The sequence below is a fragment of the Aeromonas rivuli genome (assembly GCF_020149575.1).
Classification (GTDB): domain Bacteria; phylum Pseudomonadota; class Gammaproteobacteria; order Enterobacterales; family Aeromonadaceae; genus Aeromonas; species Aeromonas rivuli.
In genome coordinates this window covers 2,362,194-2,378,111 of sequence record NZ_CP079742.1, presented here as the reverse complement: position 1 = coordinate 2,378,111, position 15,918 = coordinate 2,362,194, and the positions used below count along the sequence as shown (strand labels likewise).

General features: G+C 61.0%; 11 protein-coding genes and 1 pseudogene. 8 read left to right on the top strand and 4 right to left on the bottom strand.

Annotated features, from left to right (window positions below; translation table 11 throughout):
- Nucleotides 1-194 precede the first annotated feature (194 nt).
- A complete protein-coding gene (locus KYK33_RS11175; RefSeq protein WP_224430539.1) occupies nucleotides 195-2,216 on the top strand; it encodes a glycoside hydrolase family 3 protein in 2,022 nt (673 codons plus the stop codon).
- Between the two features lie 200 nt (nucleotides 2,217-2,416).
- Nucleotides 2,417-3,259, top strand: a complete 843-nt coding sequence (nfo, locus tag KYK33_RS11170) for a deoxyribonuclease IV (RefSeq protein WP_224430538.1) — start codon at nucleotides 2,417-2,419, stop codon at nucleotides 3,257-3,259.
- A 133-nt stretch (nucleotides 3,260-3,392) separates the two neighbouring features.
- Here nfo and mfd read toward each other — a convergent pair whose 3' ends face one another.
- Together mfd and KYK33_RS11160 are read right to left on the bottom strand one after the other, a co-directional pair.
- Complete coding sequence (gene mfd, locus KYK33_RS11165; RefSeq protein WP_224430537.1) at nucleotides 3,393-6,869, bottom strand: transcription-repair coupling factor; 3,477 nt, start codon at nucleotides 6,867-6,869, stop codon at nucleotides 3,393-3,395.
- Nucleotides 6,870-6,959: 90 nt separating this feature from the next.
- Nucleotides 6,960-7,535: a PilZ domain-containing protein gene (locus KYK33_RS11160; RefSeq protein WP_042043118.1), complete on the bottom strand. Its 576-nt coding sequence runs from the start codon at nucleotides 7,533-7,535 to the stop codon at nucleotides 6,960-6,962.
- A gap of 76 nt (nucleotides 7,536-7,611) precedes the next feature.
- On the opposite strand from KYK33_RS11160, the gene KYK33_RS11155 reads away from it, so the two are divergent.
- Genes KYK33_RS11155 through lolE form a run of 3 tightly spaced genes read left to right on the top strand, consistent with a single transcriptional unit; the run spans nucleotide 7,612 to nucleotide 10,830 of the window.
- Nucleotides 7,612-8,847, top strand: a complete 1,236-nt coding sequence (locus tag KYK33_RS11155) for a lipoprotein-releasing ABC transporter permease subunit (RefSeq protein ID WP_042043119.1) — start codon at nucleotides 7,612-7,614, stop codon at nucleotides 8,845-8,847.
- A gap of 43 nt (nucleotides 8,848-8,890) precedes the next feature.
- Nucleotides 8,891-9,589 (top strand): lipoprotein-releasing ABC transporter ATP-binding protein LolD, encoded by a 699-nt coding sequence (lolD, locus tag KYK33_RS11150; RefSeq protein WP_224430536.1) that lies wholly within the window; start codon nucleotides 8,891-8,893, stop codon nucleotides 9,587-9,589.
- Entirely contained in the window at nucleotides 9,589-10,830 is a 1,242-nt protein-coding gene (gene lolE, locus KYK33_RS11145; RefSeq protein ID WP_224430535.1) for a lipoprotein-releasing ABC transporter permease subunit LolE, read from the top strand. The genes lolD and lolE overlap by 1 nt, the downstream gene beginning before the upstream one ends.
- A gap of 98 nt (nucleotides 10,831-10,928) precedes the next feature.
- Here lolE and yfbR read toward each other — a convergent pair whose 3' ends face one another.
- Complete coding sequence (gene yfbR, locus KYK33_RS11140) at nucleotides 10,929-11,519, bottom strand: 5'-deoxynucleotidase (RefSeq protein ID WP_224430534.1); 591 nt, start codon at nucleotides 11,517-11,519, stop codon at nucleotides 10,929-10,931.
- A 90-nt stretch (nucleotides 11,520-11,609) separates the two neighbouring features.
- Nucleotides 11,610-12,044 carry a YccF domain-containing protein gene (locus KYK33_RS11135; protein ID WP_042043125.1) on the bottom strand — a complete coding sequence of 145 codons (435 nt, stop codon included), beginning with the start codon at nucleotides 12,042-12,044 and terminating at the stop codon, nucleotides 11,610-11,612.
- 460 nt (nucleotides 12,045-12,504) lie between these two features.
- Here KYK33_RS11135 and tig point away from each other — a divergent pair.
- The 3 genes and pseudogenes from tig to clpX form a co-directional block, all read left to right on the top strand.
- Nucleotides 12,505-13,776 (top strand): annotated as a pseudogene (gene tig, locus KYK33_RS11130) (trigger factor); the annotation flags it as partial.
- An 86-nt stretch (nucleotides 13,777-13,862) separates the two neighbouring features.
- Nucleotides 13,863-14,486 (top strand): ATP-dependent Clp endopeptidase proteolytic subunit ClpP, encoded by a 624-nt coding sequence (clpP, locus tag KYK33_RS11125; RefSeq protein ID WP_042043127.1) that lies wholly within the window; start codon nucleotides 13,863-13,865, stop codon nucleotides 14,484-14,486.
- A gap of 70 nt (nucleotides 14,487-14,556) precedes the next feature.
- The gene (clpX, locus tag KYK33_RS11120; protein WP_042043128.1) at nucleotides 14,557-15,831 is read left to right on the top strand and encodes an ATP-dependent protease ATP-binding subunit ClpX; all 1,275 of its coding nucleotides are present in this window, start codon (nucleotides 14,557-14,559) and stop codon (nucleotides 15,829-15,831) included.
- The last annotated feature ends 87 nt before the right edge of the window (nucleotides 15,832-15,918 follow it).

The window sequence follows — 15,918 nt, the reverse complement described above, 5'->3', positions numbered from 1 at the left end:
CCGGTTGGGGATCCATTGCCGTGATCCCGGCGCAATTTCTCGTCCTGCTTGTGTAACCAAAGGTAACCCTGCAAGGCTTTTCACACTTTTGCAACCTGCTCCCAACCGTCAAGTTCCTGCACCCGGCGGGCAAGTGTGGGCGGCGGCCTTTGCATAGAGTGGCCAGACTCATACACACAAGGAAGGTCACAATAATGAAATACCCTGGTCTCGCCCTGACAATCAGCGCCCTGCTGCTGACGGGCTGTAACGACAATGACTCCTCCCCCAAGCCCAGCCAACCCGAATTGGGCCACCGTACCGCGAGTCTGATTGAACAAGATGGCCTGCAATTCAAGGATCTGGATGGCAGCGGCACCTTGACCCCTTACGAGGATTGGCGTCTGGGCGCCGCCGAGCGCGCCCAGGATCTACTGAGCCGACTGAGCCTGGCTCAGAAGGCCGGCCTGATGATGCATGGCACCCTGGTGCTCGACGACAAGGGGCGGGTCAATCTGAGTGCCATGGACAAGATGCTGCGCATCGATGGGGTCAACACCTACATCACCCGGATGGCCGGGGATCCGGCGGCCATCGCCGAGGACAATAACAAGCTGCAGGCGGTGCTGGAAGGGGTGGGGTTGGGCATTCCCCTGACCATCAGTACGGATCCCCGCAACCACTTCACCCACGATCCCAACGCGACCAGCATCGGTGCTGGCGCCTTCTCCCAATGGCCGGAGACCCTGGGACTCGCCGCCATCGGGGATGCGGCACTGGTGCAGCACTTTGGTGACATCGCCCGCCAGGAGTACAGGGCGGTCGGCATCCACGAAGCCCTCTCCCCTCAGGCCGACTTGGCGACCGAGCCACGTTGGGGCCGCATCAATGGCACCTTTGGCGAAAACAACCTGCTGGCCAAGTCACTGGTGCGCGCCTACATCGAGGGCTTCCAGCACGGCAGCGAGGGAATAGGCAAAGATAGTGTGATCACCGTCGTCAAGCACTTCGCTGGCGCAGGCCCCCAGAAGGATGGACTGGATGCCCACAACCCCTGGGGCAAGGAGCAGATCTATCCGGGGGATCAGTTTGCCTATCACCTGGTGCCGTTTGAAGGGGCCTTCGAGGCCAAGGTCGGCGCTGTCATGCCTTACTATGCCAAGCCGGAGGGATTGACCTATGCAGGGCAGCCCATCGAAGAGGTGGGCTTTGGCTTCAACCGCCAGATCCTCACCGACCTGCTGCGCGGCCACTTTGGTTTTGACGGCGTGGTGCTCAGCGACTGGGGCATCGTCAATGACTGCGACACCGCCTGCGAGGATGGCCTGACCGCGGAGCAGCTCACCGCAGGGGTGAGTCCCTGGACGGTGCCCTTTGGCATGTCCTGGGGGGTCGAGAGCCTGACCAAGGCCGAGCGTTACGCCAAGGCGATTGACGCCGGGGTGGATCAGTTTGGCGGTGTCGAGGATCCCGCGCCCTTGTTGGCGGCGGTGCAGGTGGGGCTGGTGACGGAAGCGGCGCTCTCGACCTCTGCCCTGCGCATTCTGGTGCAAAAGTTCGAGTTGGGACTGTTTGAAAACCCCTATGTCGATGCCCAGGCCGCGGTGGCGCTGGTGGGCAAGGCCGAGTTCCAGGACGCGGCTCAGGCGGCCCAGGCGGCGGCTCACGTGCTGCTGAAAAATGAGGGCAAGATGCTGCCACTCCAGGCACAGGGCAAGCGGGTCTATCTCTATCAAGTCAATGAGGCGGTGGCGACGGCCAACGGCTTCACCGTCGTGACCGATCTGGCCCAGGCCGATCTCGCCATCGCCCGGGTCAACACCCCGAATGAGCAAGATCCGCGCTTCCCCTTTGGCAACATCCACTTCGGTCAGCTTGGCTTTGCCAGTGCGGGCCAGGCGGAGCAGGAGACGGCCCATGAGGGGGTCTACCATGGCAGTGAGGATCTGGCCGCCATCCAGGTCATACAGCAGGCCGGCGTGCCCCTGGTACTCTCCGTCTATCTGGACAGGCCCGCCATCCTGACCGAGGTGGCTCCGGCCGCCCAGGTGCTGTTGGCCAACTTCGGCGCCCTGGATCAGGCCCTGTTTGACGTCATCAGCGGCAAGGCCAAGGCGCGGGGCAAGTTGCCCTTCGAGCTCCCGTCCAACTGGCAGGCGGTATTGAACCAGCACCCGGATGTGGCGAGCGACTCGGTCAATCCGCTCTATCCCTATGGGGCGGGTCTGGCCTATTAAGTCCAGCAACAGAGACCTTCAAGGCGCCTGCGGGCGCCTTTTCTATGGCCGCTATCGACAAAGCCGGTTTGGCGCGGCTGGGCCTCTTGGGCATAATGTCCCCCTATCTCGGAGATGCCATGACATCAACCAACTAGGCCCTGCTGTGCCGGGGCGCACTGCTGTTGCATGATGAGAATCCACAGAACAGAGGAGATGCAATGAAGTATATCGGAGCCCATGTCAGTGCCGCTGGCGGCGTAGAGAACACCATAGCCCGCGCCAAGGCCATCGGGGCCAACGCCTTCGCCCTGTTCACCAAGAATCAGCGTCAGTGGCAGGCCGCCCCCCTGACCGCCAAATCCATCGATGCGTTCAAGCTCGCCTGCGAGCGGGAGGGCTTTGGCCCAACGCAGATCCTGCCCCATGACAGCTACCTCATCAACCTGGGCCACCCGGATCCCGATGCGCTGGCCAAATCCCGTGATGCATTTCTGGATGAGCTCAAACGCTGTGAGCAGCTCGGGCTCTGTTATCTGAACTTCCACCCCGGCAGCCACTTGAAGCAGATACCCGAAGCGGTCAGCCTGAAGCTGGTGAGCGAGTCCATCAACTGGGCGCTGGAACGCAGCCAGGGGGTGACGGCGGTGATCGAGAACACGGCGGGGCAGGGTACCAACCTCGGCTGGTCCTTCGAGCATCTGGCCACCATCATCGAGGGCGTCGAGGACAAGAGCCGGGTCGGCATCTGCTTCGACACCTGCCACGCCTTTGCCGCCGGTTACGATCTGCGCACCCCCGAGGGCTGTGCCCAGGTATTCGGGGACTTTGACCGTCAGGTGGGTTTTCAATATCTCAAGGGGATGCACATCAACGGCGCCAAGAGCAGCTTCGGCAGCCGGGTCGACAGGCACCACAGCCTGCAGCAGGGCAATCTGGGGGAGGCGGTGTTCCATCACATCATGAAAGACGCCCACTTCGACGGTATCCCCTTGATCCTGGAGACCATCGACGAGTCCATCTGGGCTGACGAGATCCGCTGGCTGCGCAGCCTGGCCGCCTGATCCCGAGGCCAGCGGCCTCTGGCGAATGCTCAAAAACGCCGGCGACGCATCCGAAACAGAGGCCCCAATCCGGGGCCTCTTGTTATGGTGCAATCTTGATGACTGGCGGACAACCGCGAGCGAGGAGGCCTGCTCAGCCTGAGTGCGCGGCCAGATCCTTTAACAGGCCTTCCACCCGCTGCAAGCGGGTGACTCTGTCCTGGGTCGGTACCTGGAAGCGCAAGCGGGTCGGCCCGTCCATCTTGAACACTCGGGGCTGCTCGGAGAGCAGCTTGACCAGGTAGCCGGGGTTGACCCGGGTATCCTGATTGAAGTCCAGGTAGCCGCCGCGCTCGCTCATCTCCAGACGCTTGATGCCAAGCGCCGCCGCCTGCTGGCGGAAGCTGGCAATGTCGAACAGCGTCTTGGCGGCATCGGGCAGCAGACCGAATCGGTCGATAAGCTCCACCTTCAGCTCGCGCAGCTCAGCCTCATCACTGGCACTGGCGATGCGCTTGTACATGGAGAGCCGCATATTGACGTCCGGGATATAGCCTTCTGGCAGGAGGGCGGGCAGGCGCAGCTCCACCTCGGTATGGTCGCTCATCAGCTGCTCGAGGGAGGGCTCCTTGCCACTCTTGAGTGCCTCGACCGCCTGCTCCAGCATCTCCATATAGAGGGTGAAGCCGACCGACTCTATCTGGCCGCTCTGATCGTCTCCCAAGAGCTCGCCCGCGCCACGGATCTCCAGATCATGGGTGGCCAGGGCGAAACCGGCGCCGAGATCTTCCAGGGATGCAATGGCATCGAGCCGCTTGGCGGCATCCTTGGTCATCAGCTTGGGGGGCGGGGTGAGCAGATAGGCATAGGCCTGATGGTGGGAGCGCCCGACCCGGCCCCGCAGCTGGTGCAACTGGGCCAGGCCAAGGTGATCGGCCCTGTCCATGATGATGGTGTTGGCGCTCGGCACGTCTATGCCGGTCTCGATGATGGTGGTGCAGACCAGCAGGTTGAAACGCTGGTGATAAAAGTCCGACATGATCCGTTCGAGATTGCGCTCCGGCATCTGGCCATGGGCGATGCCGATGCGCGCCTCCGGGATGAGCTCGGCAAGATCGTTGGCACACTTGTCGATGCTGGCCACGTCGTTGTGCAGGTAGTAGATCTGGCCGCCCCGTTTGAGTTCACGCAACACCGCTTCGCGGGTGACCGCGGGCTCTTGCTGGCGCACGAAGGTCTTGATGGCGAGCCGCTTGGCGGGGGGGGTCGCGATGATCGACAGATCCCGCATCCCGGCCATGGCCATGTTGAGGGTGCGCGGGATAGGCGTGGCGGTGAGGGTGAGGATATCCACGTCGGCGCGCAGTGCCTTGATCTTCTCTTTTTGACGCACCCCGAATCTGTGCTCCTCATCGACGATCAGCAGCCCCAGATCCTTGAAAGTGAGATCGGAGCCGAGCAGCTTGTGGGTGCCGATGATGATGTCCACCTTGCCATCGGCCAGCTCCTTCAAGACGCTGGTCTGCTCCTTGGCGGAGCGGAAGCGGCTCAGCACCTCGACCCGCACCGGCCAGTTGGCGAAGCGATCCCGGAAGTTGTCATAGTGCTGCTGGGCCAGCAGGGTGGTGGGCACCAGCACGGCCACCTGCTTGCCGCCATGGACCGCCACGAAGGCGGCGCGCATCGCCACTTCCGTCTTGCCAAAGCCGACGTCGCCGCACACCAGCCGGTCCATGCTCTTGGCCTGGCACATGTCGCCGAGCACCGCATTGATGGCATTGAGTTGATCGTCGGTCTCCTCGAACGGGAAACCGGCGGCGAACTGGCGGTAGTTCTCCTTGTCGTGCTTGAAGGCAAAGCCGCTGCGTGCCGCGCGCAGGGCATAGACATCGAGCAGCTCGGCCGCCACGTCGCGCACCTTCTCGGCCGCCTTGCGCCTGGCCTTGACCCAGGCCTCGCCGCCGAGCTTGTGGCTGGGGGGATTGTCGGAGCCGGTGTAGCGGCTGATGAGATGCAAGTTGGTGACGGGGACGAACAGCTTGTCGCCCCCCGCGTATTCCAGGGTGAGGAACTCGGTGGGCAGGCCACCGGCATCCAGGGTCTCCAGGCCCAGGTAGCGGCCGACCCCGTGATCCAGATGCACCACCGGTTGACCCTGAGTCAGCTCGCCGAGGTTGCGGATCACCGCATCGGAGCTGAGGTTTTTGCTCTTGTCTCGCTGGCGTTTGCTGCGGATCTTGCCGCCGAGCAGCTCGCCTTCGGTGATGAAGGCAAGGGGGGCCAGCTTCGGCTCGCGCAGCAAGAAGCCACGCTCGAGGGGCCCGACCAGAATACCCTGCTCGCTGTGGCTTGCGAGAAACGCGGCCAGGCTGGCAAATTCCGGCGGATTGAGACCGATACGGGCCAGCAAGTCGCGCAATACCTCGCGGCGCCCCTCGGTTTCGACCGCAAAGAGGGTTCGTCCCGCAAAGTCTTGCAGGAACTGCTCCAGGGCGAGCAGGGGGCGCTCCTTGCTGTTGTCGAGTTGCAGCTCGGGCAGGGGCTCGACCGGCAGATTGATCTGGCCGGCGCCCTTGGGAGTCGGCTCTTCTTGCAGGCGCACGGCGCCATATTGGCCGAGGGCCTGGAACAGCTGCTCCACCGGCAGATAGAGACGGGCGGGCTCGAGCAGGGGGCGGCTGGTGTCCCAGCGCCGCTCTTCAAAGCGTTGACCTATGTCGTTCCAAAACCCCTGGGCGGCGGGGTAGATGTCGCCGACCGTGATGAGCTGGGTCTGGGCGGGCAGGTAGTCAAACAGGCTGGCGGTTTGCTCGAAGAAGAGCGGCAGATAATATTCGATGCCGGCCGGCCAGCGACCCTTGCTTACCTCCTGATAGATGGATCCGTCGGCTCGCGACAGCTCGAACAGCTCGCGGAATTGGCCGCGAAACAGCTCGATGGCTCCTTCGTCGGTGGGGAACTCCCGGGCGGGCAACAGGCTGACGCTCTTGACCGGTTCGCTGGAGCGCTGGGTCTCGGGGTCGAAGGGACGGATGGAGTCCACTTCATCATCGAAGAAATCGATGCGATAGGGCGCTGTGCTGCCCATGGGGAAGAGATCGAGCAGGGAGCCGCGGGCGGCAAATTCCCCATGCTCCAGTACCTGCTCCACCGCCACATAACCGGCCTCGGCCAAACGGCCGCGCAGTTGTTGCAAATTGAGGCGCTGACCCGCCTTGACCATCAGGCTGTACTTGTCGAGATAGACCCGGGGGGCACAGCGCAGCATCAGGGTCGAGATGGGCACTATCAGGGCGCCGCGTTGCATCTGCGGTAGCTTGTAGAGGGTCTCGAGTCGCTGGGAGATGATGTCCTGATGGGGAGAGAAGGTGTCGTAGGGCAGGGTCTCCCAGTCCGGGAACAGCAGCACCGGGCAAACTTGTTCGTCGGGTTCGACCTGGCTGAGCAGATAGCGCAGCTCCTGCTCCAGGCGCAGGGCGCTCGGGGTATCGGCGGTCACCAGCAGGGTGGGACCATCGTTTGAGCGGGTGAGTTCGGCGGCCACCAGGGCCAGGGCGCTGCCATGCAGTTGGCCCAAGGTGCTCTTCTGGCCCGCTTTGGCGGGCAGTACGGGTAGGGTTAGGGATCTCATCACTCTGTCTTTAGCCTTGGCCCGTGCGGGCTCGGTGTCTGGTCGACTCGAAAGATGTCACATCGTTCGGGCCACATACTGGCGCGTAGGTTAACGAAGTCGCTCCTGGGCGCGTGCCTTGAGCTGGCGGGACTGGACATGGAGGCTGGCTCGTACCAGCAGTTCGCGATCTTCCTCACGTATACGGGCGTAGTCGAGGGCGACATGCTGGCCATGCTCGCCGGTCGTGACTTCGCGTACTCTGGCGTAGCAGTAGACGGCGGAGGCCTCGTCACGCAAAAAAATCTTGAGGCGCACCAGCTGCGCCTTGGCGGGCGCCTGGCCATGCCCCTGGGCCGGGTGCAGGTAGGTGAGCTGACCCGCGCCAAAGGTGAGGGTGTGGAAGCGCTGCTCGGGGTGATCCTGGGCGGCCAGCACATAGCTCATGATCATGTCGATCTTGTGGGACTGCTGGTTGATGATCTCGACCAGATCCTGCATGGCGTCATTCTGGCTGCGAATGAGCCGGGTGGTCGCCATGTCGATGGAGCTGATGGCGGCGGCGATGCGAAAGGGCTCGGGCAGCTCGGCCTCCAGCGCCTGTTCGCTCGGTAAAAGGTAATCATCCGGCAGGAGGATAACATTGACCGGCGTGGCATGGGTGACGCTGAAGAACTGTTCCTGCATGGAGGCTATCCCTTGTTGTCATGGACGGTTTCCCTTTATTATCCGGTATCTTATTTTGTTGGCAACGTGCATATCCTTGAAGACCGGACTTTTTCAGCCCCTTTCGCTGGCCATTGGCCTGCGATATGCAGGGTCACGGCGCAGTAATCGCTTCGTCTCTTTCATCTCTCTGTTTTCCACCTTTGGCATCGCCATCGGGGTCGCGGCCCTGATGGTGGTGATCTCCGTCATGAATGGCTTCGAGGGGCAGCTCAAGGGCCGTATCCTGGGGGTGATCCCCCATGTGGTGCTGACCAGCGAGGCCGGGCGCATCGATGCCGCCCCCGAGGGGCTGCCTGATCTGGCCAAATTGCCCCATGTGGTGGCGGTGGCCCCCATGCTCGATAGCGAGGGCATGCTGCAGAGCCCGGGTCAGCTGACCGGGGTGAGCGTGCAAGGCATCGATCCCGCCCACTGGCCCAAAGATGACATTCTGCACTCCCAGATGCTGGGGGGGCGGCTCGCCTCCCTCAAGGGCGGTGAGTACCAGATTGTCTTGGGTCAGGGGGTAGCGCGTCGCCTCGGCGTCGGTCTGGGGGATGAGGTGCGACTCATCCTGACCGAAGGCACCCGCTTCACGCCCTTTGGCCGGGTACCCGCGCAGCGGCTCTTTACCGTGTCGGGCATCTTTGGCGTCGGCGCCGATGTGGATGACCAGATAGCCCTGATCGCCATTCAGGATGCCCAGCGCCTGCTGCGTCTGCCGAGCAATCAGGTGGGCGGTCTGCGGCTCTGGCTCGATGATCCCTTCGCGGCCGACGCCGTGATCAAGACGCCACTGCCGGACGGTTACCAGTGGCAAGATTGGCGACGGGAGCGTGGCGAGCTGTTCCAGGCGGTGGCCATGGAAAAACGCATGATGGGACTGATGCTGGTGCTCATCATCGCGGTGGCGACCTTCAATATCCTCTCTGCCCTGGTCATGGTGGTCACCGACAAGGAAGGGGAGGTGGCCATCTTGCGTACCATGGGCATGAACGAGTCTGGGATCATCAAGATCTTCATGGTACTGGGGGCCTCCAGCGGGGTGATTGGTGCCCTGTTCGGTGCCCTGGCGGGCCTTGGCCTCTGCCTGGGCCTCAATCCGTTGCTCAACGGGCTGGGACTCAACCTCTATATGGCGGCGGGGGGCAGTGGCCTGCCCGTCATCGTCGAGCCGATGCAGGTGGTCACCATCCTCGGTGGCGCCGTCTTGCTGAGCTTTGCTGCCACCCTGTATCCTGCTGCCCGCGCGGCACGGGTGCGTCCGGCCGAGGCACTGCGTTATGAATAATTCATCTTCTGTATCTACCCCCGATGTGAGTGGAGTCCCTGTTATGAATGAGCCCTTGTTGCAAGAACCCCTGCTGCGTTGCCAGGGGCTCAATCACATCTATCAAGAGGGGGAGCTGGAGACCCAGGTGCTCAAGGGGATCGATCTCTGCGTCGCCCCCGGCGAGATGCTGGCCGTGGTGGGCAGCTCGGGCTCGGGCAAGACCACCTTGCTGCACCTGATGGGCGCCCTTGACAACCCGTCGAGCGGCTCAGTGCAGTTCAAGGGGCAGGATATTCATCACTGGGACAGCCGTACCCAGGCGAAATTCCGCAATCAGGAGCTGGGCTTCGTCTACCAGTTCCACCATCTGCTTGCCGAGTTCACGGCCCTGGAGAACGCCGCCATGCCGCTGCTCATCGCCGGTGAATCCGTTGCCACGGCCAGTGACAAGGCGAGCAAGATGCTGGCTCGGGTGGGGCTCTCCCATCGTCTGCATCACAGACCCTCCGAGCTGTCGGGTGGTGAGCGCCAACGGGTGGCCATCGCCCGTGCCCTGGTCAATGAGCCCAGCCTGGTGTTGGCGGATGAGCCGACCGGCAACCTGGATCACGCCAGTGCCACCGCCGTCTATGAGCTCTTGTGCGAGTTGAACCGCGAACTCGGCACCGCCTTTGTGGTGGTGACCCATGATCTCAGCCTGGCGGCCAAGTTGCATCGCCGGGTGGATCTGGTGAACGGCGTCATGGCGGAGGTCGCCTGATGTTCAAGCCGCTGCCCCTGTTTCTGGGCCTGCGCTACAGTCGCTCCCGCCGTCGCAACGGTTTTATTGCCTTTATCTCCGCCTCGTCGCTCATCGGCATCGCCCTGGGGGTGATGGCGCTGATCCTGGGGCTTTCGGCCATGAACGGCTTCGAGCGTGAGCTCAAAGACCGGGTACTGGCCGTCATTCCCCACGGGGAGCTGGATGCGGTGGAGACACCGCTGCCCGACTGGCCCAGGCTGCGCGATTATCTGCTGGCTCAGCCCGGCATCGAGGCCGCAGCCCCGGTCATTCGCCTCAACGGCCTGCTCGAACATGGCAGCGCCCTCAAGGGGGTGCAGCTGCGCGCCGTGCTGCCCGAGCTCGAAGCCAATCTCTCCGATGCGGGCAACTTCATGACAGGGCGGGGTTTTCGCGAACTCAAGGCCGGTGAGCGTGGGGTCATCCTCGGCAAGACCATCGCGGACAAGCTGGGGGTCGGCATCGGCGATCAGGTGGCCATCTTGCTGCCCCAGGGCGGCGACGCAGCCGGCATCAAGAACCCGAGGCGCGAAGCGTTGCACGTGGTCGGCCTGCTCGAACTCGGCGGTCAGCTCGACGGCCTGCTCGGCTTCATGCACCTCAATGATGCCCAGGCCATCTCCGGCATGGGCACGAACGTAGAGGGCTTCAGCCTCAAGGTGGATGATGTGCTCAAGGCGCAGTCCATCACGGTGGCGGCGGCCCAGCGTTTCCCCCATCACGTCTATATCCGCAGCTGGATGAACAGCCAGGGCTATCTCTATCAGGACATCCAGATGGTGCGCACCGTCATGTATGTGGTGATGTTGATGGTGGTGGCGGTGGCCTGCTTCAATATCGTCTCCACCCTGGTGATGGCGGTGAACGAGAAGCGCAGCGAAATTGCCATCCTCAAGACCATGGGGGCGAGCCCCGGCCAGATCCGGCTCACCTTCGTCATCCAGGGCATGGTGAACGGGGTGCTGGGGGCGCTGTTGGGGGCGCTGCTGGGTGGCCTGCTGTCGAGTAAGCTGACCCAGATCCTGAGTGCCATCGAGGGGGTGATCGGCCATCGCTTCCTCAACCCCGATATCTATTTCATCGATTTTCTGCCCACCGAGCTGCATTGGCAGGACATGGCTATCGTCACCGGGGCGGCCATCTTGATGAGCCTGTTGGCGACCCTCTATCCGGCCTGGCGGGCGAGTGCTCTGGTGCCGTCCCGGGAGCTGGGGCACTGATAGAACGATACGTGATGAACCGCGTTGCTCGCGAATAGCAATGACGGAAATGAAGAAGGGCCCGGCAGGGCCCTTCTTCTATTTACAGCGCAGGCGGGTCAGTGACCGCTGAGTTCATCGAGGGGGAGGGAGAAGCTGGGCACGAACACATCGATAAAGTAGCGCATGGCCGGGCTCATGCGCTGCTCAAGCATCTGTTCCAGGCGTTTTCTGGCGGGCTCAAATTCCCGGTTGCCGGCGTTGTTCTCCTCCAGGCACTTGGTATAGGCACAGAGGGTATCGGCATCCTTGACCAGCCGACCGAGCGCGCTGTCCTGGGCGGCGGAATCGAGCAGGGGACGAAAATCCTCGACCAGTTCGGGGGGTAAGAGAGCCAGCAGTCTCTGCTCGGCGGCCAGCTCTATCTTCTTGTATTCCTTGGCTATCTGCGGGTTGAAGTACTTGACTGGCGTGGGCAGGTCCCCGGTCAACACCTCGCTGCTGTCGTGATAGAGCGCCATCACGGCGGCGCGATCCGCATCGACCTTGCCCCCAAACAGCCGATTATGGATGAGCCCCAGCGCATGGGCCACCATGGCGACCTGCAAGCTGTGCTCGGCGATGTTCTCCGGCTGTATGTTGCGCATCAAGGGCCAGCGATAGATGAGTTTCATGCGGGAGAGATTGGCAAAGAAGTGGCTGGGCAGCATGGATGACCTCGAGCTATGGCAATAAAAAAGGGCAGACCTTAGTCTGCCCTTTTTTTGCCCCGCAGGCATCGCCTGCATGGTGATTCTTCATCAGCGAATATAACGACCGGATTCCGCTTCCTGGTTGGTGACCACCATCTGGCCTATGGGGGCCAGGGCAATCAGTGCCAGCTTCAGATGCTGTATGCCAAAGGGAATGCCGATGATGGTCACGAAGCAAGCCAGCGCCGAGGCGATGTGGCCGATGGCGAGCCAGATGCCGATCACCAGGAACCAGATGATGTTGCCAATGAGGCCGAGCGTCCCGGTGCCTATGTCTCCCTGGCCCATCATGCTCTTGCGGCTCACGGCCTGCTTGCCGAAGGGGAAGAAGGTAAAGGTGCCGATCACGAAGCAGGAGCGGCCCCAAGGAATGCCGATGAGCGAGATAAAACAGATCAATCCCGCCAGCCACCAGGCCAGTCCCATGATGACACCACCGAGCAAGAACCACAGCAGGTTGAACACAACGCGAAAAAAGCCCATCAGTTTGACTCCAAATCCAGATTGGCTGCCACCATAGCCGCGCGGGGCGGGGGACGCAATATGTGAATAGGCGCCTCGCCATACTGAACGGTCAATTAGAGTCGCAGCCTGTGGCGCAGCGGGGGCATTTTCGTTAGATTTATCGAAGAAAAAGTGAGCCAGTGCAAATTCTTGCACCCTTTACCCTTGAAGTTGGCCCCAGCTTGCCCCATATCCACCACAGAATTGCACTCATTGCCGCTTCAGGGGCAGGGATGTGGGGCTCTGCGGCTCGACGTGACCAAAGTGCGCCGCTATAATGTCGCGTCATATTTTCTCATCACAAAGACAGTCGTTGTCTTTATAAACAGGAAGACTCCGGGTCTCGACCCAGGGGCAATAAAGGGTCAGCACACAGTGCTGAGTTGAACGAGGTAAAAGAATGCAAGTTTCTGTAGAGACAACCCAAGGTCTGGAACGCCGTCTTACCATCACTGTACCGGCTGCCGCTGTTGATGCCGCCGTGCGTAAAGAATTGAATGGCCTGGCCAAGACTCGTCGCATCGACGGTTTCCGTCCTGGCAAGGCTCCGGTTGCCATCATCAAGAAGATGTTCGGTGCCATGGCTCATGCCCGCGTTGCCGATGAGATGATGCAGAACAACTTCATCAAAGCCATCATCGAGAGCAAATTGAGCCCGGCCGGTGCCCCGACCATGGATCCGAAAGAGATCAAGGAAGGCGAAGATTTCGAATTCACCGCCACCTTCGAAGTCTACCCGGAATTCGAAGTTGCCGGTCTGGAAGCCATCAAGGTTGAGAAGCCGGTTGCCTCCGTCAAGGACGCCGACCTGGCCAACATGATCGAGACCCTGCGCAAGCAGCACGCTACCTGGGCTGATGTTGACGCAGCTGCCGCCAGCGGCATGCGTGTCACCATGGACTTCGTCGGTTCCATCGACGGTGAAGAGTTCGACGGTGGCAAGGCTGAAGGCTTCACCCTGGAGCTGGGCGCTGGCCGCATGATCCCGGGCTTCGAAGACGCCATCCTTGGCAAGAAAGCGGGCGACGAGTTCACCATCGAGGTGACTTTCCCGGCTGACTACCACGCTGAAAACCTCAAAGGCAAGGCGGCCAAGTTTGCCTCCAAGCTTAACAAGGTTGAAGAGCAGGTGCTGCCTGAGCTGACTGAAGAGTTCGTCAAGCGTTTCGGTATCGAAAGCGGTTCCGTGGACGACCTGAAAGCCGAAGTGCGTAAAAACATGGAACGCGAACTGACTCAAGCCCTGAAAAACAGCGTGAAAGAGCAAGTGCTGAACGGCCTGGTTGAAGCCAACCAGATCGATCTGCCTAAAGCAGCTGTCGAGCAAGAGATCGATGCCCTGCGTGAGCAGGCACTGAAGCGTTTCGGTGGTTTCCAGGGTGGTCAAGCACCCGAGCTGCCGGCTGAGCTGTTCCAGGCTCAGGCTGAGCGCCGCGTGCGCGTCGGTCTGCTGCTGGGTGATGTCATCCGCACCAACGAGATCAAGGCTGATGACGCACGCGTTACCGCACTGATCGAGTCCATGGCCACCGCCTACGAAGATCCGAAGGAAGTGATCGAGTACTACCAGAAGAATGAGCAGATGCTGAATGGCGTTCGCAACCTGGCAGTAGAAGATCAAGCCATCGACCTGATCCTCTCCAAGGCGCAAGTGACCGAAAAAGAAGTGGCCTTTGACGACGTGATCAACAAGTCTGGCGCCGCTGCCTAAGAAGATTTGACTTAAGGTCAACACTGTTAAGTATAATGGCTCGTGTGATGTCCACTCGGGCCATTTTATTTTAGGGACAATGCCTTATGTACAAAAACTATAACGACGTGACAGATTCTCCCCGCAATGCCCTGATCCCCATGGTGGTCGAGCAGACTGCCAAGGGCGAGCGTTCGTATGATATCTACTCCCGTCTGCTCAAGGAGCGGGTCATCTTCCTGACCGGTCCGGTTGAAGATCACATGGCCAATCTGGTCGTAGCCCAGCTCTTGTTCCTCGAATCCGAGAGCCCGGATAAAGACATCTCCATCTATATCAACTCTCCAGGCGGCGCGGTGACGGCAGGCATGTCTATCTATGACACCATGCAGTTCATCAAGCCGGATGTGAGCACCGTCTGTATGGGGCAAGCCTGCTCCATGGGCGCCTTCCTGCTGGCGGGTGGTGCCAAGGGCAAGCGTTTCTGCCTGCCCAATGCCCGGGTGATGATCCATCAACCGCTGGGCGGTTTCCAGGGCCAGGCATCGGACATCCAGATCCATGCCCAGGAGATCCTCAAGATCAAGAATACCCTGAACGAGCGGTTGGCTTTCCACACCGGCCAGGACATGGCGACCATAGAGCGTGACACCGACCGTGACAATTTCATGTCGGCAGAGCAGGCAATGGCCTATGGCCTGGTGGATGGCGTGTTTAACCAGCGCGCCTAAAGCAGGGTACACCGGTCTGTTGTAAACTCAGCAGACTGATCATCCTCTATTGATACAACGAGGTTGCTGAATGACAGAGAAACGCAAGGGTGAAGGTGACAAGCTGCTCTACTGCTCTTTTTGCGGCAAAAGCCAGCATGAAGTGCGCAAGCTGATCGCTGGCCCTTCCGTCTACGTTTGCGATGAGTGCGTCGAGCTGTGCAATGACATCATCCGTGAAGAGATCCGCGAGATCTCTCCCAAGCGTGATGGCGATGCCCTGCCGACCCCTCACGAAATTCGTGCGCACCTGGATGACTATGTCATCGGTCAGGAGTATGCCAAGAAGGTATTGGCGGTCGCCGTCTACAACCATTACAAGCGTCTGCGTAACAGCGGCGATGGCAGTGGTGTCGAGCTCGGCAAGTCCAACATCCTGCTGATTGGCCCGACCGGTAGCGGCAAGACCCTGCTGGCCGAGACCCTGGCCCGCCTGCTGGATGTGCCTTTCACCATGGCCGATGCCACCACACTGACCGAAGCCGGTTATGTGGGGGAGGACGTGGAGAACATCATCCAGAAGCTGCTGCAAAAGTGCGACTATGACGTGGAGAAGGCCCAGCGTGGCATCGTCTACATCGACGAGATCGACAAGATCTCCCGCAAGTCGGACAACCCCTCCATCACCCGCGACGTGTCCGGGGAAGGGGTACAGCAGGCCCTGCTCAAGCTGATCGAAGGCACCGTTGCCTCAGTTCCGCCGCAAGGGGGCCGCAAGCATCCGCAGCAGGAGTTCCTGCAGGTTGATACCTCCAAGATCCTCTTCATCTGTGGCGGCGCCTTTGCCGGCCTGGACAAGGTGATCGAGCAGCGCTCCCACAAGGGCGCGGGTATCGGCTTTGGCGCCGAGGTCAAATCCAAGGATGCCAAGGCTTCCTTGAGCGAGACCTTTGCCAAGGTGGAGCCGGAAGATCTGATCAAGTACGGTCTCATCCCCGAGTTCATCGGCCGTCTGCCCGTGGTGGCGACCCTGACCGAACTGGATGAAGCGGCCCTGATCCAGATCCTCAAAGAGCCGAAGAACGCGCTGACCAAACAGTACGCGGCCCTGTTCGATCTGGAAGGGGTGGAACTGGAGTTTCGTGACGATGCCTTGAACGCCATTGCGCGCAAGGCAATGGAGCGTAAAACCGGTGCCCGGGGTCTGCGGTCTATCGTCGAAGCCGTGTTGCTCGATACCATGTATGACTTGCCGTCCCTGGACGGGATCAGCAAGGTGGTGATCGACGAGACGGTGATCAAGGGGGATTCTGCGCCCCTGATGATCTACGAAAATAACGATACCCAGGCGGCTGCATCAGAGTAACAGACTGATTTTTAATCAGATGAAAGGGGCATTTAGCCCCTTTCTTGCTTTTTACGGCCAAGGCGATTGAATCTCATCTTTACGCCC

Bases quoted from the DNA above. Each gene is read 5' to 3' on its own strand.
- lolE (WP_224430535.1), top strand. From the start codon at position 9,589: ATGTTCAAGCCGCTGCCCCTGTTTCTGGGCCTGCGCTACAGTCGCTCC.
- KYK33_RS11135 (WP_042043125.1), bottom strand. From the start codon at position 12,044: ATGGGCTTTTTTCGCGTTGTGTTCAACCTGCTGTGGTTCTTGCTCGGT.
- KYK33_RS11160 (WP_042043118.1), bottom strand. From the start codon at position 7,535: ATGCAGGAACAGTTCTTCAGCGTCACCCATGCCACGCCGGTCAATGTT.
- clpP (WP_042043127.1), top strand. From the start codon at position 13,863: ATGTACAAAAACTATAACGACGTGACAGATTCTCCCCGCAATGCCCTG.
- KYK33_RS11175 (WP_224430539.1), top strand. From the start codon at position 195: ATGAAATACCCTGGTCTCGCCCTGACAATCAGCGCCCTGCTGCTGACG.
- yfbR (WP_224430534.1), bottom strand. From the start codon at position 11,519: ATGCTGCCCAGCCACTTCTTTGCCAATCTCTCCCGCATGAAACTCATC.
- clpX (WP_042043128.1), top strand. From the start codon at position 14,557: ATGACAGAGAAACGCAAGGGTGAAGGTGACAAGCTGCTCTACTGCTCT.
- lolD (WP_224430536.1), top strand. From the start codon at position 8,891: ATGAATGAGCCCTTGTTGCAAGAACCCCTGCTGCGTTGCCAGGGGCTC.
- mfd (WP_224430537.1), bottom strand. From the start codon at position 6,869: ATGAGATCCCTAACCCTACCCGTACTGCCCGCCAAAGCGGGCCAGAAG.
- nfo (WP_224430538.1), top strand. From the start codon at position 2,417: ATGAAGTATATCGGAGCCCATGTCAGTGCCGCTGGCGGCGTAGAGAAC.